Consider the following 20,046-nt stretch of genomic DNA (forward strand, 5'->3'; position numbering starts at 1 on the left):
TGATCGCCGCCGCGAAGAGGGGGAGGGACGCGCATGCGCGTACTGGGGGTGGACCCCGGACTGACCCGGTGTGGCGTCGGCGTCGTCGACGGAGTCGCCGGCCGGCCGCTGACGATGCGCGGCGTCGGTGTCGTACGGACCCCGGCCGACGCGGAGTTGGGCCTGCGCCTGGTCGCCATCGAGCGCGGCATCGAGCAGTGGCTGGATGAGCACGAGCCGGAAGTCGTCGCCGTGGAGCGCGTGTTCAGCCAGCACAACGTCCGTACGGTCATGGGCACCGCCCAGGCCAGCGCGGTCGCCATGCTCTGCGCCTCCCGCCGCGGCATCCCCGTCGCCCTGCACACCCCCAGCGAGGTCAAGGCCGCCGTCACTGGCAGCGGCCGCGCCGACAAGCCGCAGGTCGGCGCGATGGTCACCCGCCTGCTCCGGCTCGACGCGCCGCCCAGGCCCGCCGACGCCGCCGACGCCCTCGCGCTGGCCATCTGCCACATCTGGCGCGCCCCCGCGCAGAACCGCCTCCAGCAGGCGGTCGCCCAGAACCGCTTCCAGCAGGCAGCGGCCCTGCACGCGGCGAAGAACCCCACAGCACAGAAAGGCCGTATCTCATGATCGCCTTCGTCAGCGGCCCCGTGGCCGCGCTCGCACCCGACACCGCGGTGATCGAGGTCGGCGGCGTGGGCATGGCCGTCCAGTGCGCGCCGAACACCCTCTCCACGCTCCGGGTCGGCCAGCAGGCCAAGCTCGCCACCTCGCTGGTGGTGCGGGAGGACTCCCTGACGTTGTACGGCTTCACGGACGACGACGAGCGCCAGACCTTCGAACTGCTGCAGACCGCGAGCGGCGTCGGACCCCGCCTGGCCCAGGCCATGCTCGCCGTCCACAGCCCCGACGCGCTGCGCCGCGCGGTCTCCACCGGCGACGAGAAGGCCCTGACCGCCGTGCCGGGCATCGGCAAGAAGGGCGCCCAGAAGCTGCTCCTGGAGTACAAGGACCGCCTCGGCGAGCCCCTCGGCCCCGGCGGCCCCGCCATCGGCACCGCCGTCACCGCGGGCTGGCACGACCAGCTCCACGCCGCCCTGATCGGCCTGGGGTACGCCACGCGCGAGGCCGACGAAGCCGTCGCCGCCGTGACCCCGCAGGCCGAGGCGGCCGGAGGCACACCGCAGGTGGGCCAGCTCCTCAAGGCGGCGCTCCAGACCCTGAACCGCACCCGTTAGCCGGACCGTGACCGTCCGGCAAGACGGTGAACCGCACCCGCGGGCCATCCCCGTACGGCATCCCCCGACCGCACCTCTGAACCGCATCGCGAGGCACACCGCATGAACTGGGACGACACGACCGACGACGCTGCCGGTGCGGCCGAGCGGCTGGTCGGTGCGTCCGCCGACGGCGAGGACCAGGCCGTCGAGGCCGCCCTGCGCCCCAAGGACCTCGGCGAGTTCATCGGCCAGGAGAAGGTCCGCGAGCAGCTCGACCTCGTCCTGCGCGCGGCCCGCGCCCGTGGCGCCACCGCCGACCACGTGCTGCTCTCCGGCGCCCCCGGCCTCGGCAAGACGACCCTGTCAATGATCATCGCGGCCGAGATGGGCGCCCCGATCCGCATCACGAGCGGCCCCGCCATCCAGCACGCGGGCGACCTCGCGGCGATCCTGTCCTCCCTCCAGGAAGGCGAGGTCTTCTTCCTCGACGAGATCCACCGGATGTCGCGGCCCGCCGAGGAGATGCTGTACATGGCGATGGAGGACTTCCGCGTCGACGTCATCGTCGGCAAGGGCCCAGGCGCCACCGCCATCCCGCTCGAACTGCCGCCCTTCACGCTGGTCGGCGCCACCACGCGCGCGGGCCTCCTTCCGCCGCCGCTGCGCGACCGCTTCGGCTTCACCGCGCACATGGAGTTCTACGAACCCGCGGAGCTGGAGCGTGTCGTCCACCGCTCGGCGGCGCTGCTCGACGTGGAGATCGACCCGGAAGGCGCCGCCGAGATCGCGGGCCGCTCCCGGGGGACGCCCCGTATCGCCAACCGTTTGCTGCGCCGCGTGCGGGACTACGCCCAGGTGAAGGCCGACGGCTCGATCAACAGGGACATCGCGGGCGCCGCCCTCGCCGTGTACGAGGTCGACGAGCGGGGCCTCGACCGCCTCGACAGGGCCGTCCTCGAAGCCCTGCTCAAGCTGTTCAGCGGCGGTCCGGTCGGCCTGTCGACGCTCGCGGTCGCCGTGGGGGAGGAGCGGGAGACGGTCGAGGAGGTGGCCGAGCCCTTCCTGGTGCGCGAGGGACTGCTGGCCCGCACGCCCCGCGGCCGTGTCGCCACCCCCGCGGCGTGGGCGCACCTGGGCCTCGTCCCCCCGCGCCGAACGGACGGAAAGGGACAACAGGATCTGTTCGGGGCGTGACGGGGCGGCCAGGGGGCGGCCCGGGGGCCTCATGGTGGCGCAACCTCGACGGAACGGCGCGGATAGTCGCGGGGTCAGGAACCCCGGTGCCATGCTGAGCGTTGTTCGTAAGGCGCGGACTCGCTTAGACTCCGCCGATGCCGCCCTTGCGGGCGGCGTGCCCACCCCCATCCAGTAGGCCGCTTTTACCCGCGCGGTCGTGCGAAGGAAATTCCGTCCCGTGAATATCGTGACCCTCCTCCCGTTCATCGTGCTCATCGGGGCCATGTTCCTGATGACCCGGTCGGCGAAGAAGAAGCAGCAGGCCGCCGCGTCGATGCGTAACGACATGCAGCCCGGCGCCGGCATCCGCACGATCGGTGGCATGTACGCCACCGTCAAGGAGGTTCACGACGACGCCGTCCTCCTTGAGGTGGCCCCCGGTGTCCACGCGGTCTACGCCAAGAACTCGATCGGCGCGGTCCTCTCCGACGACGAGTACAACCGCATCGTGCACGGCACCGAGGACGACCTGAAGGAGGACACCCCCGTCGTTCCCGACGACGCCTCCTCCCTGACCGAGACCGACGAGCCCGCCGCCGCCTCCGACGACTCGCGCATCGACCTCGGCAAGAAGGACGCTGCCCCCGAGGCCGAGGCCGACGACGCGGAGCCGAAGAAGACCGACGGCGAGTCCGACGCGAAGTAGTCACGACCGGGGCTCGCGGGGCGCGCCGCTCGCGCGCCACGGGCTCCGGACTCCGTGCATCTCGCGCCGGGTCTCGACACCACTTCATGGCCGCCCGCCCGGGTCCTCCCCGCAACCGTGGGGGCCGGACCGGACGCCGGGCGGTTGGACAGGGAGAACGAGAAGGTGGCAGCACCGAAGAAGGGCCGAAGGCAGAGCGCTCCGGGCAAGCCGGGTCGCGCACTGGCCTTCATTCTGATCGCCCTCGTGGCGCTGACCGGGGGAATGTTCCTTTCCGGGCACACCACGCCGCGTCTGGGCATCGACCTCGCGGGTGGCACGAGCATCACGCTCGAGGCGAAGAACGAGCCGGGCCAGAAGAACGCGATCAACCCGACGAACATGAACACCGCGGTTGACATCATCAACAACCGTGTCAACGGCCTGGGTGTCTCCGAGGCCGAGGTTCAGACCCAGGGCGATCGCAACATCATCGTCAACATCCCCAAGGGGACGAACGAGAAGCAGGCGCGCGAGCAGGTCGGCACGACCGCTCAGCTCTTCTTCCGTCCGGTGATCACGCAGGCCGCAGGCGCGCCGACTCCCGATCCGTCCGCCACGGAGAAGGAGAAGGACAAGGCCACCGACAAGGCGACGGACAAGGCCACCGACAAGGCCACGGACGGGGCGAACTCCCCGGACTCCTCCGCGTCGCCGCAGGGCCGCGCCCTCACCGACGCCCTGAAGGCCGACCCGACGCCCTCCGCCTCGGACAAGCCCAAGGACGGCGAGGACGGCACGAAGAAGGACGAGACGCCGGCCCCCGACCCGGCCACGGCCAAGCTCCAGGAGCAGTTCACCAAGCTGGACTGCACGGACAAGACGGCCCGCGCCGAGGCCGGCCGCGGCGTCAAGGCCTCCGACCCCACCGTCGCCTGCGGCAAGAGCGCCGACGGCAAGACGTGGGACAAGTTCATCCTTGCCCCGGCCGAGGTCAACGGCAAGGACGTCGACGAGGCGCAGGCGACCATCAGGCAGGACACCGGTGCCTGGATCGTCAACATGGAGTTCACGAAGGGCGGCGCGAAGAAGTTCTCGGACGTCACGAGCAAGCTCTCGCAGCAGCAGCCCCCGCAGAACCAGTTCGCGATCGTCCTCGACGGCGACGTCGTCTCGGCCCCCAGCGTCAACACGACCCTGAGCAAGAGCGCCGAGATCTCCGGCAGCTTCACGCAGCAGTCCGCCAAGGACCTCGCCAACGTCCTGTCGTACGGCGCCCTGCCGCTCACCTTCCACGAGCAGAGCGTCACGACGGTCAGCCCGGCCCTCGGCAGCGAGCAGCTCGAGGCGGGCCTCATCGCGGGCGCCATCGGTCTCGCGCTGGTCGTCATCTACCTGGTGGTCTACTACCGCGGCCTGTCGCTCATCGCCATCGCGAGCCTTCTGGTCTCCGCGGCGCTGACGTACACGATCATGACGCTGCTCGGTCCGACCATCAAGTTCGCGCTGAACCTGCCCGCGGTCTGCGGAGCCATCGTCGCGATCGGCATCACGGCGGACTCGTTCATCGTGTTCTTCGAACGCGTACGTGACGAGGTCCGCGAGGGCCGCACGCTGCGCCCCGCCGTCGAGCGCGGCTGGCCGCGCGCCCGGCGCACCATCCTGGTCTCCGACTTCGTGTCGTTCCTCGCCGCCGCCGTGCTCTTCGTGGTGACGGTCGGCAAGGTGCAGGGCTTCGCGTTCACGCTCGGCCTGACCACGCTCCTCGACGTCGTCGTGGTCTTCTTCTTCACCAAGCCGCTGATGACGCTCATGGCACGCAAGAAGTTCTTCGCGGGCGGTCACAAGTGGTCCGGCTTCGACCCGGAGCGGCTCGGGATCAAACCCCCGATCCGCCGGGTCCGCCGCGCCCCCGGTTCCTCCGCTGGCCCTGTCGACCCGAAGGAGGCCTGAGGTGTCGAAGCTCGGTAATCTCGGCGCCAGGCTCTACCGCGGCGAGGTCGGCTACGACTTCGTCGGCAAGCGCAAGATCTGGTACGCCGTCTCGATCCTGATCACCATCACGGCCATCGTCGGCCTCGCGGTGCGCGGCCTGAACATGGGCATCGAGTTCGAGGGCGGCGCCGTCTTCAACACCCCGAAGACGAGCGCCTCGGTCTCGAAGGCGGAGGAGTCCGCGGAGAAGGCCTCCGGGCATGACGCGATCGTCCAGAAGCTGGGCGACGACGCCATGCGCATCCAGATCGCCGGCGTGGACATCGAGAAGTCCGACCAGATCAAGAAGGCGCTCGCCGAGGACCTCGACGTCAAGGCCGGCGACATCAACGCCGACCTGGTCGGCCCCAGCTGGGGCGAGCAGATCGCCAACAAGGCCTGGCAAGGCCTGGCGATCTTCATGGTCCTGGTGGTGATCTATCTGGCCATCGCCTTCGAGTGGCGCATGGCCCTGGCGGCACTCGTCGCGCTCATCCACGACATCACCATCACCGTGGGTGTGTACGCACTGGTCGGCTTCGAGGTCACGCCGGGCACGGTGATCGGTCTGCTGACCATTCTCGGTTACTCGCTCTACGACACGGTGGTGGTCTTCGACAGCCTCAAGGAGCAGTCGAAGGACATCACCAAGCAGACCCGCTTCACCTACGGCGAGGTCGCCAACCGCAGTATCAACGGCACCCTGGTGCGCTCCATCAACACCACGGTCGTCGCGCTGCTCCCGGTCGGCGGTCTGCTCTTCATCGGTGGCGGTGCCCTGGGCGCGGGCATGCTCAACGACATCTCGCTCTCGCTGTTCGTCGGCCTCGCGGCCGGTGCGTACTCCTCGATCTTCATCGCCACGCCGCTCGTCGCCGACTTCAAGGAGCGCGAGCCGCAGATGAAGGCCCTCAAGAAGCGGGTGCTCGCCAAGCGCGCGGCAGCCGCGGCCAAGGGCGAGTCGGCGGAGGCACCGGAGTCCGCGGGCGACGACGAGCCGCAGGACGACGGTTACGAGGACGACGCCGCCCCGGCGGTCGTCGGCCCCCGCACCCAGCCCGCGTCGCGCGGCCGCGGCAAGGGCCGTCCTTCGGGGAAGCGCCGATGACCGAGCTGACGGACGTCACGGGGCTGCTGCTCAGCCGCATCCGTGACGTCCCGGACTACCCGGTGCCGGGCGTGATGTTCAAGGACATCACCCCGCTGCTCGCCGACCCGGTGGCGTTCGCGGCGCTCACGGAGACGCTCGCCGACTTCAGCGTGCGGCACGGCGCCACGAAGATCGTCGGCCTGGAGGCCCGCGGCTTCATCCTCGGCGCCCCCGTCGCGCTCCGCGCCGGGCTCGGCTTCATCCCCGTACGCAAGGCGGGCAAGCTCCCCGGGGCGACGCTCAAGCAGAGCTATGACCTGGAGTACGGCAGCGCCGAGATCGAGGTGCACGCCGAGGACCTGACCGCGGGTGACCGTGTCATGGTCATCGACGACGTCCTCGCCACCGGTGGCACAGCCGCCGCCTCGCTCGACCTGATCCGGCGCTCCGGCGCGGAGGTGGCCGGGGTCGCCGTGCTCATGGAGCTCGGCTTCCTCGACGGGCGCCAGAAGCTCGCGGGCGCTCTGAACGGCGCGCCCCTGGAGGCGCTGATCACCGTCTGAGCCGGATCGCCGTCCGGGACGGCGTACGGCACAGTGAGACGGGCGTTCCGGCCACCGGCCGGGGCGCCCGTCGCCGTTTCAGCCGTGTCCGTCGGCGTTTCAGCCGTGCCCGTCCCCGTTTCGGCCGGTTCCCGCCCTGGACGGCGCCCCGGGGGGTCGGCAAGGGTCGGCAAGGATCGGCGCGGGCCCGGATCGAGGCCGGACGAGGGCGGCCGGCGCCCGCGGCGGGAATCGGCGGCTCGTCCCACGCGTTTCTCCAGTACAGAGCAGTCTCACCGGCCCAGGGCGAGCCGAAGGCCCAGGATCGATACCATGAAGTATTCGGGGCCTGTCCGGGGGACCCCGATCGCGCACAGGGAGCGCTCTTGCCAGACGAGTCCCAGCCACTCACCGCCGCCAAGGCCGCCCAGAAGGCCCAGCAGGCCTCGGCGGACTCCGTCGCGCCCGCGAAGAAGGCGGAGGGCGGGCAGGGCGGCACCTCCGCCGGGCAGGGCGGCACCTCCGCGCAGCGCGCCCAGGGAGAGGTCTCCCGGGGCGACAAACCGGCCGAGCAGCCCCGTCCGAAGCTGCCGGCGGACCACCATCCGACGGCCCCCGCGATCCGCCCCGCCACGGGGCAGCCCCCGCGCTCCGGCTCCTCCAACCGCGTACGGGCCCGCCTCGCCCGCCTCGGCGTGCAGCGTTCGAACCCGTACAACCCGGTTCTGGAGCCCCTGCTGCGGATAGTGCGCAGCAACGACCCGAAGATCGAGACGTCGACGCTGCGGCAGATCGAGCGCGCCTACCAGGTCGCCGAGCGCTGGCACCGCGGGCAGAAGCGCAAGAGCGGCGACCCGTACATCACGCACCCCCTCGCCGTGACGACGATCCTCGCCGAGCTCGGCATGGACCCGGCGACCCTGATGGCGGGGCTCCTGCACGACACCGTCGAGGACACCGAGTACGGCCTGGACACCCTCAAGCGCGACTTCGGCGACCAGGTCGCCCTGCTCGTCGACGGCGTCACCAAGCTGGACAAGGTCAAGTTCGGCGAGGCCGCGCAGGCCGAGACCGTGCGCAAGATGGTCGTCGCCATGGCCAAGGACCCCCGCGTCCTGGTCATCAAGCTCGCCGACCGCCTGCACAACATGCGCACGATGCGGTATCTCAAGCGCGAGAAGCAGGAGAAGAAGGCGCGCGAGACCCTGGAGATCTACGCGCCGCTCGCCCACCGCCTGGGCATGAACACCATCAAGTGGGAGCTGGAGGACCTCGCCTTCGCGATCCTCTACCCCAAGATGTACGACGAGATCGTGCGCCTGGTCGCCGAGCGCGCCCCCAAGCGCGACGAGTACCTCGCCATAGTGACCGACGAGGTCCAGGCGGACCTGCGCGCCGCCCGCATCAAGGCGACCGTCACCGGGCGCCCCAAGCACTACTACAGCGTCTACCAGAAGATGATCGTCCGCGGCCGTGACTTCGCGGAGATCTACGACCTGGTGGGCATCCGCGTCCTCGTCGACACGGTCCGCGACTGCTACGCCGCTCTCGGCACGGTCCACGCGCGATGGAACCCGGTCCCCGGCCGGTTCAAGGACTACATCGCGATGCCGAAGTTCAACATGTACCAGTCGCTGCACACGACGGTCATCGGACCCAACGGCAAGCCCGTCGAGCTCCAGATCCGTACGTTCGACATGCACCGCCGCGCCGAGTACGGCATCGCCGCGCACTGGAAGTACAAGCAGGAGCCCTCCGCTGGCGCCTCCAAGGTGCGCACCGACGTGCCGAGGAAGGCCGGCGGCAAGGACGACCACCTCAACGACATGGCGTGGCTGCGCCAGCTCCTCGACTGGCAGAAGGAGACCGAGGACCCCAGCGAGTTCCTGGAGTCGCTGCGCTTCGACCTGTCGCGCAACGAGGTCTTCGTCTTCACGCCGAAGGGCGACGTCATAGCGCTCCCGGCGGGCGCCACCCCCGTCGACTTCTCGTACGCGGTCCACACCGAGGTCGGCCACCGCACCATAGGGGCGCGGGTCAACGGCCGTCTCGTGCCGCTCGAATCGACCCTGGACAACGGCGACCTGGTGGAGGTCTTCACCTCCAAGGCTGCGGGCGCGGGCCCGTCCCGCGACTGGCTGGGCTTCGTCAAGTCGCCGCGGGCGCGCAACAAGATCCGCGGCTGGTTCTCCAAGGAGCGCCGCGACGAGGCCATCGAGCAGGGCAAGGACGCCATCGCGCGCGCCATGCGCAAGCAGAACCTGCCGATCCAGCGGATTCTGACCGGCGACTCCCTGGTCACGCTCGCCCACGAGATGCGCTACCCCGACATCTCGTCGCTGTACGCGGCCATCGGCGAGGGCCATGTCACCGCGCAGTCCGTCGTGCAGAAGCTCGTCCAGGCCCTCGGCGGCGAGGAGGCCGCCAACGAGGACATCGCCGAGAGCGCGCCGCCCTCGCGCAGCCGCAGCAAGCGCCGCGCCAACGCCGACCCCGGTGTCGTCGTCAAGGGCGTCGAGGACGTCTGGGTCAAGCTGGCCCGCTGCTGTACGCCGGTGCCGGGCGACCCCATCATCGGCTTCGTCACGCGCGGCAGCGGCGTATCGGTGCACCGCAGCGACTGTGTGAACGTCGACTCGCTCTCCCGCGAGCCCGAGCGGATCCTGGAGGTCGAGTGGGCGCCCACCCAGTCGTCGGTCTTCCTGGTCGCCATCCAGGTCGAGGCCCTCGACCGCTCGCGCCTCCTCTCGGACGTCACGCGCATCCTCTCGGACCAGCACGTGAACATCCTGTCGGCGGCGGTGCAGACCTCGCGCGACCGCGTCGCCACGTCCCGCTTCACCTTCGAGATGGGCGACCCCAAGCACCTGGGGCACGTGCTCAAGGCGGTCAGGGGCGTCGAGGGCGTGTACGACGTGTACCGCGTGACGTCGACGCGAAGGCCCTGAACCGGCTGTACGGGACGCGCGAAGGCGCTGAACAGGCTGTACGGGACGCGCGAAGGCGCTGAACAGGCTGTACGCGACGGAAGGCCCGGCAGGTGTCACCTGCCGGGCCTTCCGTCGTACGCGGTGCGGGCGTTCAGCCGCCGAACTCGTGCAGGCCCTTCAGCGCCTGGTCGAGCAGCGCCTGGCGGCCGTCGAGCTCCCTCTGGAGCTTGTCGGCCTTCGCGTTGTTGCCCGCGGCGCGCGCCGTCTCGATCTGGCCGTGCAGCTTGTCCACGGCCGCCTGGAGCTGACCGGTGAGACCCTCGGCACGCGCGCGTGCCTCCGGGTTCGTGCGGCGCCACTCGGCTTCCTCGGACTCCTGGAGCACCCGCTCCACGGCGTGCATACGGGCCTCGACCTTCGGGCGCGCGTCACGCGGGACGTGGCCGATGGCCTCCCAGCGCTCGTTGATCGAGCGGAACGCTGCGCGGGCCGACTTCAGGTCCTTCACCGGGACGAGCTTCTCGGCCTCCTCGGCCAGCTCCTCCTTCAGCTTCAGGTTCTCCGTCTGCTCGGCGTCACGCTCGGCGAACACCTCGCTGCGTGCCGCGAAGAAGACGTCCTGGGCGCCGCGGAAGCGGTTCCACAGGTCGTCCTCGTGCTCGCGCTGGGCGCGGCCCGCGGCCTTCCACTCGGTCATCAGGTCGCGGTACCGCGCGGCCGTCGGACCCCAGTCCTTCGAGCCGGACAGCGCCTCGGCCTCGCCGACCAGCTTCTCCTTGGCCTTGCGGGCCTCCTCGCGCTGCGCGTCCAGCGAGGCGAAGTGCGCCTTGCGGCGCTTGGAGAACGCCGAGCGGGCGTGCGAGAAGCGGTGCCACAGGTCGTCGTCCGACTTGCGGTCCAGACGCGGCAGGCCCTTCCAGATGTCCACCAGGGCCCGCAGCCGCTCACCGGCCGCCCGCCACTGCTCGCTCTGGGCCAGCTCCTCGGCCTCGACGACCAGGGCCTCCTTGGCGTGCCGCGCCTCGTCGGACTGCTTGGCCTTCTGGACCTTGCGCTCCTCGCGGCGGGCCTCGACGGTCTCGACCAGCTTGTCGAGCCGCTTGCCCAGGGCGTCCAGATCGCCTACCGCGTGCGCCTCGTCGACCTGCTGGCGCAGGTGCTCGACGGCGGTCATGGCGTCCTTGGCCGACAGGTCGGTCGTCTTCACCCGGCGCTCGAGAAGTCCGATCTCGACGACCAGACCGTCGTACTTGCGCTCGAAATAGGCGAGGGCCTCATCAGGAGATCCTGCCTGCCACGAACCGACCACTCGCTCGCCGCCGTCGGCCGTACGCACGTACACGGTCCCCGTCTCGTCGACGCGGCCCCACGGGTCGCTGCTCACAGCGCCTCCTCCACATGATGCCTGCGCAGGGCCTCGGGGCCCCCGGCATCGTCCACAGTTTCGTCACCGCCAACATAGGCGACCGGCGGGGCGGCTGTCCGCATCCCGCACGACCGAAGTTGCCCGGCGGCCCTCATGATCTGGTGACGGTCGCCTTGTCGATGACCACGGTCGCGTTCGGGCTGCCGTCGCCCTGCCCGCTGCTCTCCCCGGCGTCGGCGATCTTCTTGAGCACCTTCATCCCGGAATCGGAAATGGTCCCGAACGGTGTGTAATGGGGCGGGAGCTGACTGTCCTGGTACACGAGGAAGAACTGGCTTCCGCCGGAGTCGCGGCCCTCCTTCGTCTTGGCGTTGTACTGGTTCGCCATGGCGACCGTGCCCGCCGGATACACGTTCCCCTTCAGCCGCTTGTCCTTGAGGTTCTCGTCCGGGATGGAGTAGCCGGGGCCGCCCTTGCCGGTGCCCTTCGGGTCGCCGCACTGAAGGACGTAGATGCCGCCCGTGGTGAGGCGGTGACACGTGGTGTGGTCGAGATAGCCCTTGTTCACCAGGAAATTGAACGAGTTCACCGTGTGCGGCGCCTTCGCCGCCGACAGGTCGAGGGCGATGTCGCCGCACGTCGTCTTCAGGTTCATCGTGTAGTCCGCCGACTTGTCGACGGTGAGCGCCGGCTCCTTCTCGAAGTCCAGCGGCTTCACCTTGCCGGGCGCCGCCTTCTCGCACGGGTCCTTCGGCGTGCTGGTCGGCTGTGCGGCGGCCGCGTCGTCCTTCGTCCCGCCGTCGTCGCCGTCGAAGGCGCCCGCCGCATACGACACCGCGCCTCCCGCCACCACCACCGCGAGCGCCGCCGCGATCACCGCGTTGCGCATCCGCGCCCTGCGCCGGGCGGACTCCCGCCGCTCCTGTTGACGCCGGAACTTCTCGCGGGCGAGCTGCCGCCGCCGCTGATCGTTGCTGACCACCGGGTTCTCTCCCCTTTTCTGGTGACCGCCTGAGTGTGCCCGTACCGTATATGGGTTACCTGTGGAATCGGCAGCGCCGGTAGGCTCTGATCTGCCGTGATCCTCCGCCGGGGGGCCGCGGTCCCTTCCGCCGGACGACGAATGAAGGACGATCGTGCTCATTGCCGGGTTCCCCGCCGGGGCCTGGGGGACCAACTGCTACGTGGTCGCCCCCGCCGCCGGCGAGGAGTGCGTGATCATCGACCCGGGCCACCAGGCCGCCCAGGGAGTCGAGGACGCACTCAAGAAGCATCGGCTCAAGCCCGTCGCGGTCATCCTCAGCCACGGCCACATCGACCACGTCGCCTCGGTCGTGCCGGTCTGCGGTGCGCACGACGTACCCGCGTGGATCCACCCCAGCGACCGGTACATGATGAGCGACCCCGAGAAGGCCCTCGGCCGCTCCATCGGGATGCCGCTCATGGGCGAGCTGACGGTGGGGGAGCCCGACGACGTGCGGGAGCTGTCCGACGGCGCGGCGCTGAAGCTGGCGGGACTCGACTTCTCCGTCGCGCACGCGCCGGGCCATACGAAGGGGTCGGTGACCTTCCGGATGCCCGAGACGCAGGAGATCCCCTCGGTCTTCTTCTCGGGCGATCTGCTCTTCGCCGGCTCCATCGGACGCACCGACCTGCCCGGCGGCAGCCACACCGAGATGCTCGAGTCGCTGGCACGCGTGTGCCTGCCGCTCGACGACTCGACCGTGGTGCTGTCAGGACACGGCCCCCAGACATCCATCGGCCAGGAGCGCGCCACCAACCCGTATCTGCGGCAGGTGGCCGCCGGCCTGGGCGCGGACGAGACGTCCGCCCCGCGACGAGGAATGTGACGAGAGAATTCCGTGAGCACCTTCAAGGCCCCCAAGGGCACCTACGACCTGCTCCCCCCGGACTCCGCGAAGTTCCTCGCGGTCCGCGAGGCGATCGCCGCACCGCTGCGCAACTCCGGCTACGGCTACATCGAGACGCCCGGGTTCGAGAACGTCGAGCTGTTCGCGCGCGGTGTCGGTGAGTCCACCGACATCGTCACCAAGGAGATGTACGCCTTCACGACCAAGGGCGGCGACGAGCTCGCCCTGCGCCCCGAAGGCACCGCCTCCGTGCTGCGCGCCGCCCTGGAGGGCAATCTCCACAAGGCGGGCAACCTCCCGGTCAAGCTCTGGTACTCGGGCTCGTACTACCGCTACGAGCGCCCCCAGAAGGGCCGCTACCGCCACTTCTCGCAGGTGGGTGCCGAGGCGATCGGCGCCGAGGACCCGGCGATCGACGCCGAGCTGATCATCCTGGCCGACCAGGCGTACCGCGCGCTCGGCCTGCGGAACTTCCGCATCCTGCTCAACTCCCTCGGCGACAAGGAGTGCCGTCCCGTCTACCGGGCCGCGCTCCAGGACTTCCTGCGCGGCCTCGACCTGGACGAGGAGACACGTCGACGTGTCGACATCAACCCGCTCCGCGTCCTGGACGACAAGCGCGCCGAGGTCCAGAAGCAGCTCGTGGGCGCCCCGTCGCTGCGCGACTCCCTGTGCGACGCGTGCAAGGCGTACCACGAGGAGGTACGTGAACTGATCACCGCGGCGGGCGTCGCCTTCGAGGACGACGAGAAGCTGGTCCGCGGCCTGGACTACTACACCCGCACGACGTTCGAGTTCGTCCACGACGGCCTCGGCTCGCAGTCCGCGGTCGGCGGCGGCGGCCGCTACGACGGCCTGTCCGAGATGATCGGCGGCCCCTCGCTGCCCTCGGTCGGCTGGGCGCTCGGCGTGGACCGCACGGTCCTCGCCCTGGAGGCGGAGGGCGTCGACCTCGAACTCCCCGCGTCCACCAGCGTCTTCGCGGTCCCGCTCGGCGACGAGGCCCGCCGGGTCCTCTTCGCCAAGGTGACGGAGCTGCGCAAGGCGGGCATCGCGGCCGACTTCGCGTACGGCGGCAAGGGCCTCAAGGGCGCCATGAAGAACGCCAACCGCTCCGGCGCGCGCTTCACCGTCGTCGCGGGCGAGCGTGACCTCGCCGAGGGCGTCGTGCAGCTCAAGGACATGGAGTCCGGCGACCAGATCGCCGTCGCGGTGGGGGAGATCGTGCAGGTGCTGACAGGGAAGCTGGCCTAGCGAGCCGCTCACGGGGGCGAGGGCGGATGGCCTTCGCCCCCGACGGGGCCGGCGTCGAGCATTCCGCCGGACCGGACGCCCCGGGACCTCCGTGCGTACCCCCTTGTGTCCATCGACCGGTGGACACACAGGTGCGTGCGGCACAATGTCCCTGCCCGCGGCCACGACAAGCGACGGAACGGCGTGATGAGCAAAACGATGTCAGCGAAGGACGACGCCCCGGACCGTGAGGAGCGGGTGGCCGCTTCGAGGAGTGTCGGCGGGAGCGGCGCGCTCGCCCTGCTCCTGGTGATCACGGGCGTCGGCGGGCTGCTCGCCTCCTGGATCATCACCCTCGACAAGTTCGAGCTCCTCAAGGACCCGAACTTCCAGCCGGGGTGCAGCATCAACCCCGTGGTCGCCTGCGGCAGCATCATGAAGAGCGAGCAGGCGGAGGTCTTCGGGTTCCCGAATCCGATGCTGGGCCTGGTCACCTACGCCATCGTGGTCGGCGTCGGCATGAGCCTGCTGGCGGGGGCCCGCTTCCCGCGCTGGTACTGGCTGACGTTCAACGCGGGAGCGCTCTTCGGCGTCGGGTTCTGCACCTGGCTGATGATCCAGTCGCTCTACCACATCAACGCGCTCTGCCTCTGGTGCTGCCTGGCCTGGGTCGTCACGCTGCTGATCTTCTGGTACGTCACGTCCTTCAACATCCGCCACGGCTTCCTGCCCGCGCCCCGCTGGGCCAAGGGCTTCCTGGAAGACTTCACCTGGGCGCTGCCGGTGATGCACATCGGCGTCATCGCCATGCTGATCCTCACCCGCTGGGGCGCCGACCTCTGGGCCTGAGCGGAGGCCCGTGCCCCGGGCGGCCTGAGCGGCCGCCCGGCGGGACTGTCAGTGGCGTGACATAGGGTTCTGGACGTGGAGCCCGACCTGTTCACCGCCGCAGCCGAAGACCGCCAGGAGAAGGATCCGTCCAGCAGCCCCCTGGCCGTCCGGATGCGCCCGCGTACCCTCGACGAAGTCGTCGGCCAGCAGCATCTGCTCAAGCCGGGCTCGCCCCTGCGCCGCCTCGTCGGCGACGGCGGCGGTCCAGCCGGACCGTCGTCGGTGTTCCTGTGGGGGCCGCCGGGCATCGGCAAGACGACTCTCGCGTACGTCGTCTCCAAGGCGACGAACAAGCGCTTCGTGGAGCTCTCCGCGATCACCGCGGGCGTGAAGGAAGTGCGCGCGGTCATCGAGGGCGCCCGCAGGGCGATGGGCGGCCACGGCAAGGAGACCGTCCTCTTCCTCGACGAGATCCACCGGTTCAGCAAGGCCCAGCAGGACTCCCTGCTCCCGGCCGTCGAGAACCGCTGGGTGACGCTCATCGCGGCGACCACCGAGAACCCGTACTTCTCGATCATCTCCCCGCTCCTCTCCCGCTCCCTGCTGCTCACCCTCGAACCGCTCACCGACGACGACCTGCGCGCCCTGCTGCGCCGGGCCCTCACCGACGAGAGGGGCCTCGGCGGCGCGGTCGAGCTGCCCGACGAGGCCGAGGCGCACCTGCTGCGGATCGCGGGCGGCGACGCCCGGCGCGCGCTCACCGCCCTGGAGGCCGGGGCGGGCTCCGCCCTCTCCAAGGGCGAGAAGGAGATCACCCTCCAGACGCTGGAGGAGTCCGTCGACCGGGCCGCCGTGACGTACGACAGGGACGGCGACCAGCACTACGACGTCGCCAGCGCCCTCATCAAGTCCATCCGCGGCTCCGACGTCGACGCGGCCCTGCACTATCTGGCCCGCATGATCGAGGCGGGCGAGGACCCCCGCTTCATCGCCCGGCGCCTGATGATCTCCGCGAGCGAGGACATCGGCCTCGCCGACCCGACGGCCCTGCCCACGGCCGTCGCCGCCGCGCAGGCCGTCGCCATGATCGGCTTCCCGGAGGCCGCGCTCACGCTCAGCCACGCCACGATCGCCCTCGCCCTGGCCCCGAAGTCGAACGCGGCGACGATCGCCATCCAGCAGGCCCAGGCCGACGTCCGCGGCGGCCTCGCGGGACCCGTCCCGCCACACCTGCGCGACGGTCACTACAAGGGCGCGGCCAAGCTCGGCCACGCGCAGGGGTACGTGTATCCGCACGACGTCCCCGGCGGCATCGCCGCCCAGCAGTACGCCCCGGACACCATCGAGGGCAAGCGGTACTACCAGCCCACCAGGTACGGCGCCGAGGCGCGCTATGCCGACGTGGTCGAGCGCGTGCGCGCCCGGCTGAAGGGCGAGCAGCCCGAGGTCTGAGGCACCTCGCCGCACCCGGTACACTTGTCGCCAGTGCTGAGTCCCGTGCCCGGTCTTGTACCGGCACCACCAGAGCGGGACACCCAGCCGGAACCCCGGCGCCGCGAGGCCAAGGGGATCCAGGAGCGTCGCGCACCGTCGAAGGTGTCGCGGGCAGCCCACCACCATCTCGTACTCCGGGAATCGGTCGGTGGGCCACTCGCGTGCTGCACATAGTGCCCAGACCAGGGAGCGGCTGCCTCGTGAGCCCAAGGCTCGTGGGGTTTCCCAGGCTGCGGATGCGACCTCCCCTAACCACTGGTGAAGCCGATTTCACAATGAACAGAGAGGTTGGTTCATGCCGAACCAGTCCCGCCCCAAGGTCAAGAAGTCGCGTGCCCTCGGCATCGCGCTGACCCCGAAGGCCGTCAAGTACTTCGAGGCCCGCCCCTACCCGCCGGGCGAGCACGGCCGTGGGCGCAAGCAGAACTCGGACTACAAGGTCCGTCTGCTCGAGAAGCAGCGTCTGCGCGCGCAGTACGACCTCTCCGAGCGCCAGCTCGTCCGTGCCTACGAGCGCGCGTCCAAGACGCAGCTCAAGACCGGTGAGGCCCTGGTCATCGAGCTGGAGCGTCGTCTCGACGCCCTGGTTCTGCGTTCGGGCATCGCCCGCACGATCTACCAGGCCCGCCAGATGGTCGTGCACGGCCACATCGAGGTCAACGGCGGCAAGGTCGACAAGCCGTCGTTCCGCGTCCGTCCCGACGACGTCGTGATGGTCCGCGAGCGCAGCCGCGAGAAGCCGCTGTTCCAGGTCGCGCGCGAGGGTGGCTTCGCCCCCGACGGCGAGACCCCGCGCTACCTCCAGGTGAACCTGAAGGCCCTGGCCTTCCGCCTGGACCGCGACCCGAACCGCAAGGAGATCCCCGTGATCTGCGACGAGCAGCTCGTCGTCGAGTACTACGCCCGCTGACCCGGACGTAGCTCACCCTGCTTCAGCCCGTCGTCTCCCCGCCCTTCCCGGCGGGGCAGGCGGCGGGTTTGCTCGTATCCGGACCCGGCGCGCAGCGCCCGCGCCACCGCCGCGTCGAGGCCGAGCCCCGCACCCGTGCGCGCGCACTCCTCGTACCGCGCGTCGCCGAGCGCCTCGCGGACCCGCTCCTCGCAGACCGCGTGCGGCCCGCCGAAGTTGCCCGAGCCGAACAGCGGCAGCCCGACCGAGGGCCAGATGCGGGACGCGGCGCCCTGGAGCACCGCCGCCTCCGCCGCGTCGCCCGCCTCCGCCGTGAACAGCGCGATCAGCTCGACGGAGAGGACCGTGCCGAGCAGATCGTGGAAGCGGTGGCCGAGCTCCAGCGACTCGGCGAGCAGCTCGCGCGCCGTCCCCGTCTCGCCGCGCGTCCAGGCCGCGTACCCGAGGACGTACAGGGCGTACGCGAGGGTCCAGCGCTCGCCGTGGTCCTCGCAGATCCTGCGCACGTCCTCGCACAGCTCCACCGCCACCCCCAGCTCGCCCCGGAACAGCAGGGCCATGGCGAGCTCCACCTGGCTCATCAGGACGTTGCTGTTGAGCTCGCCGATCTCCTGGTAGCGGTCGAGGGCCGAGCGCAGCAGCGTCTCCGCGCGCGGGATGTCGTCGGTGACCAGGGCGAGGCAGCCGATGCGATGCTCCGCGTACGCCGCGGCGAGCGCGCTGCCCGACAGCTTCGCGCCCTCACGGCACTCGTGCAGCGCGGCCAGGGCGGCGATCGTGTCGCCCTGGAGCACCGCCACGTAGCCGAGCACCCAGAGCGCCTTGAGCCGCGTGTCCTCGTGGCCGCCGTCGAGTTCGAGGGCGCGGTCGAGCCAGTGCCTGCCCTCCGCGAGCCGGCCGCAGCCGACCCAGTAGAACCACAGCGTGCCCGCGAGGTACTGCCCCAGGTGCGCCTCGTCGCGCTCGGTCAGGCAGAACTCCAGGGCGGCCCGCAGATTGGGCAGCTCCATCTCGACCAGCTCGGCGACCGCGGCCTGGCGCGGCGAGAACCAGTCCAGCTCGCACCACGTGGCGAGCCCCGTGTACCAGTCGCGGTGCCTGCGCCGCAGCCGTGCGGCCTCGCCCGCCGCCTCCAGCCAGTCGAGGCCGTACGCCCTGACCGTGTCGAGCATCCGGTAGCGGACGCCCGCTGCGCCCTCCTCGCGGACCACGACGGACTGCGCGAGCAGCTCGTCGAGTACGCCGAGGATGTCCTCGGAGTCCAGTCCGTCCCCGGCGCAGATGTACTCGACGGCCTCCAGGTCGAACTGCCCGGCGAACACCGAGAGCCGCGACCACAGCAGCCGCTCGGGGGGTGAGCACAGCTCATGGCTCCAGCCGATGGCCGTGCGCAGCGTCCGATGGCGTCGCGGCACGTCACGGCGGGCGCCGGTCAGCAGCCGGAACCGGTCGTCGAGCCGGGCGAGGAGCTGGGCGGGGGAGAGCGCCCGCAGCCTGCCCGCCGCCAGCTCCACGGCGAGCGGGATGCCGTCCAGACGTCGGCAGAGCTCCAGGACGTCCTCGCGGTTGCCGTCGTCCAGGGTGAAGCGGGAGAGGCAGGCCGCCGCCCGGTCGGCGAAGAGCTCGGCGGCCTCCTCCTCGGGCATCGGCGCGACGTCGATGAGCCGTTCGCCCTCGGTCTCCAGGGGCCTGCGCCCCACGGCGAGGACGCGGAGCCCGGGGGAGTGCACGAGGAGGTCACGCACCAGCGGGGCGCACGCCTCGACGAGGTGCTCGAACCCGTCGAGCACGAGGAGCAGCTCGCGCCCGGCGAGGTGTTCCCGCAGGCCCTCGACGGGCGGTCTGCTCGTGTGGTCGGTGAGTTGCAGGGCCTCGGCGAGTGCGTGCTCCACGAGGTCCGCGTCCCGCAGCGCCGCGAGCTCCACCAGCCAGGCGCCGTCGCGCGGAGGGCTCTCGGCCGCGGCCCGAACGGCGAGCCGCGACTTGCCGACCCCGCCGACGCCGGTCACGGTGACGAGCCGCGCGGTCCTCAACGCGGCGGTCAGCTCGGCCAGTTCACGCGTGCGGCCGATGAAGGCGTTGAGTTCCAGGGGCAGATTGCCGGGGCGAAGTAAGGACATGAGGTACGGAGCGTACTCATCCGCATGCGGTCCGTACAATCGCTTCGGCCGCCTCCCCTGACGTGGAGAGGCCGGGCGGTAGGGAGCGGCGGCCCCGGCGCGATAGGCTCGGGAAACGACTTTTCGATGTTCAGGGACGATGTCTCAAGGAGCGGTGCCAAGTGTCCGGTGGAGAGGTTGCCGGGATCTTGGTGGCCGTCTTCTGGGCGATCCTGGTCTCCTTCCTCGCGGTGGCACTCGCGAGGCTGGCCCAGACGCTCAGGGCGACCACCAAACTCGTCGCGGACGTGACCGAGCAGGCGGTGCCCCTGCTGGCGGACGCCTCCACCGCGGTGCGCTCGGCGCAGACCCAGATCGACCGCGTCGACGCCATCGCCTCCGACGTCCAGGAGGTCACGTCGAACGCGTCGGCACTGTCCACGACGGTCGCCTCCACCTTCGGCGGCCCGCTCGTCAAGGTGGCCGCGTTCGGTTACGGCGTACGCCGGGCCGTCAGCCGCAAGGCAGGACCTGAAGCAGGGGAAGTGCCCGCCAAGCCGTCCCGTCGTACGGTGATCGTGGGCCGCACGGTGCCGTCCGCGCGCCAGAAGAAGCGGGACAACCGGAATAAGAGGGACTGACACCG

Annotated in this window: 17 protein-coding genes; 14 read left to right on the plus strand and 3 right to left on the minus strand. The window is 70.6% G+C overall.

Annotated elements, in window-relative coordinates; translation table 11 throughout:
* Positions 1-33: 33 nt before the first annotated feature.
* From ruvC to ACZ6JY_RS19580, 8 genes are all read left to right on the plus strand, one after another.
* Positions 34-609, plus strand: a complete 576-nt coding sequence (gene ruvC, locus ACZ6JY_RS19545) for a crossover junction endodeoxyribonuclease RuvC (protein ID WP_469197227.1) — start codon at positions 34-36, stop codon at positions 607-609.
* Positions 606-1,217, plus strand: coding sequence for a Holliday junction branch migration protein RuvA (gene ruvA, locus ACZ6JY_RS19550; RefSeq protein ID WP_469197228.1), 612 nt, complete (start codon positions 606-608; stop codon positions 1,215-1,217). Before ruvC ends, ruvA begins: the two co-directional genes overlap by 4 nt.
* A gap of 102 nt (positions 1,218-1,319) precedes the next feature.
* Entirely contained in the window at positions 1,320-2,393 is a 1,074-nt protein-coding gene (ruvB, locus tag ACZ6JY_RS19555; RefSeq protein ID WP_469197229.1) for a Holliday junction branch migration DNA helicase RuvB, read from the plus strand.
* 220 nt (positions 2,394-2,613) lie between these two features.
* Positions 2,614-3,081 carry a preprotein translocase subunit YajC gene (yajC, locus tag ACZ6JY_RS19560; RefSeq protein ID WP_469197230.1) on the plus strand — a complete coding sequence of 156 codons (468 nt, stop codon included), beginning with the start codon at positions 2,614-2,616 and terminating at the stop codon, positions 3,079-3,081.
* 165 nt (positions 3,082-3,246) lie between these two features.
* On the plus strand, positions 3,247-5,013 hold the full coding sequence (secD, locus tag ACZ6JY_RS19565) for a protein translocase subunit SecD (RefSeq protein ID WP_469197231.1): 1,767 nt from the start codon (positions 3,247-3,249) through the stop codon (positions 5,011-5,013).
* A gap of 1 nt (position 5,014) precedes the next feature.
* Positions 5,015-6,142: a protein translocase subunit SecF gene (secF, locus tag ACZ6JY_RS19570; RefSeq protein WP_469197232.1), complete on the plus strand. Its 1,128-nt coding sequence runs from the start codon at positions 5,015-5,017 to the stop codon at positions 6,140-6,142.
* A complete protein-coding gene (locus ACZ6JY_RS19575) occupies positions 6,139-6,687 on the plus strand; it encodes an adenine phosphoribosyltransferase (protein ID WP_469197233.1) in 549 nt (182 codons plus the stop codon). The genes secF and ACZ6JY_RS19575 overlap by 4 nt, the downstream gene beginning before the upstream one ends.
* A gap of 566 nt (positions 6,688-7,253) precedes the next feature.
* A complete protein-coding gene (locus ACZ6JY_RS19580; RefSeq protein WP_469197355.1) occupies positions 7,254-9,614 on the plus strand; it encodes a RelA/SpoT family protein in 2,361 nt (786 codons plus the stop codon).
* Positions 9,615-9,747: 133 nt separating this feature from the next.
* Here the strand turns inward: ACZ6JY_RS19580 and ACZ6JY_RS19585 are convergent, their stop codons facing one another.
* Entirely contained in the window at positions 9,748-10,980 is a 1,233-nt protein-coding gene (locus ACZ6JY_RS19585) for a DUF349 domain-containing protein (RefSeq protein WP_469197234.1), read from the minus strand.
* A 133-nt stretch (positions 10,981-11,113) separates the two neighbouring features.
* Positions 11,114-11,944, minus strand: a complete 831-nt coding sequence (locus ACZ6JY_RS19590) for a peptidylprolyl isomerase (RefSeq protein WP_469197235.1) — start codon at positions 11,942-11,944, stop codon at positions 11,114-11,116.
* Between the two features lie 154 nt (positions 11,945-12,098).
* Between ACZ6JY_RS19590 and ACZ6JY_RS19595 the strand changes: the two genes are divergently transcribed.
* The 5 genes from ACZ6JY_RS19595 to rpsD all read left to right on the plus strand — a co-directional run bounded on the left by ACZ6JY_RS19595 (position 12,099) and on the right by rpsD (position 17,301).
* Complete coding sequence (locus ACZ6JY_RS19595; protein ID WP_469197236.1) at positions 12,099-12,812, plus strand: MBL fold metallo-hydrolase; 714 nt, start codon at positions 12,099-12,101, stop codon at positions 12,810-12,812.
* 12 nt (positions 12,813-12,824) lie between these two features.
* Complete coding sequence (hisS, locus tag ACZ6JY_RS19600; RefSeq protein WP_469197237.1) at positions 12,825-14,087, plus strand: histidine--tRNA ligase; 1,263 nt, start codon at positions 12,825-12,827, stop codon at positions 14,085-14,087.
* Between the two features lie 186 nt (positions 14,088-14,273).
* Positions 14,274-14,915, plus strand: a complete 642-nt coding sequence (locus ACZ6JY_RS19605; RefSeq protein ID WP_469197238.1) for a vitamin K epoxide reductase family protein — start codon at positions 14,274-14,276, stop codon at positions 14,913-14,915.
* A 75-nt stretch (positions 14,916-14,990) separates the two neighbouring features.
* Positions 14,991-16,349, plus strand: a complete 1,359-nt coding sequence (locus ACZ6JY_RS19610; RefSeq protein ID WP_469197239.1) for a replication-associated recombination protein A — start codon at positions 14,991-14,993, stop codon at positions 16,347-16,349.
* A 337-nt stretch (positions 16,350-16,686) separates the two neighbouring features.
* Positions 16,687-17,301, plus strand: coding sequence for a 30S ribosomal protein S4 (rpsD, locus tag ACZ6JY_RS19615; RefSeq protein ID WP_055543665.1), 615 nt, complete (start codon positions 16,687-16,689; stop codon positions 17,299-17,301).
* Here rpsD and ACZ6JY_RS19620 read toward each other — a convergent pair.
* On the minus strand, positions 17,289-19,421 hold the full coding sequence (locus ACZ6JY_RS19620; protein WP_469197240.1) for an ATP-binding protein: 2,133 nt from the start codon (positions 19,419-19,421) through the stop codon (positions 17,289-17,291). The two genes, rpsD and ACZ6JY_RS19620, sit on opposite strands and share 13 nt — an antisense overlap.
* A 161-nt stretch (positions 19,422-19,582) precedes the next feature.
* Here ACZ6JY_RS19620 and ACZ6JY_RS19625 point away from each other — a divergent pair, with 161 nt between their 5' ends.
* Positions 19,583-20,041, plus strand: coding sequence for a DUF948 domain-containing protein (locus ACZ6JY_RS19625; RefSeq protein WP_469197241.1), 459 nt, complete (start codon positions 19,583-19,585; stop codon positions 20,039-20,041).
* The last annotated feature ends 5 nt before the right edge of the window (positions 20,042-20,046 follow it).

It is taken from the genome of Streptomyces sp. NPDC046335 (genome assembly GCF_055587985.1).

Bases quoted from the DNA above. Each gene is read 5' to 3' on its own strand.
- ruvC (WP_469197227.1), top strand. From the start codon at position 34: ATGCGCGTACTGGGGGTGGACCCCGGACTGACCCGGTGTGGCGTCGGC.
- ruvA (WP_469197228.1), top strand. From the start codon at position 606: ATGATCGCCTTCGTCAGCGGCCCCGTGGCCGCGCTCGCACCCGACACC.
- ruvB (WP_469197229.1), top strand. From the start codon at position 1,320: ATGAACTGGGACGACACGACCGACGACGCTGCCGGTGCGGCCGAGCGG.
- ACZ6JY_RS19575 (WP_469197233.1), top strand. From the start codon at position 6,139: ATGACCGAGCTGACGGACGTCACGGGGCTGCTGCTCAGCCGCATCCGT.
- ACZ6JY_RS19605 (WP_469197238.1), top strand. From the start codon at position 14,274: ATGAGCAAAACGATGTCAGCGAAGGACGACGCCCCGGACCGTGAGGAG.
- rpsD (WP_055543665.1), top strand. From the start codon at position 16,687: ATGCCGAACCAGTCCCGCCCCAAGGTCAAGAAGTCGCGTGCCCTCGGC.
- ACZ6JY_RS19620 (WP_469197240.1), bottom strand. From the start codon at position 19,421: ATGTCCTTACTTCGCCCCGGCAATCTGCCCCTGGAACTCAACGCCTTC.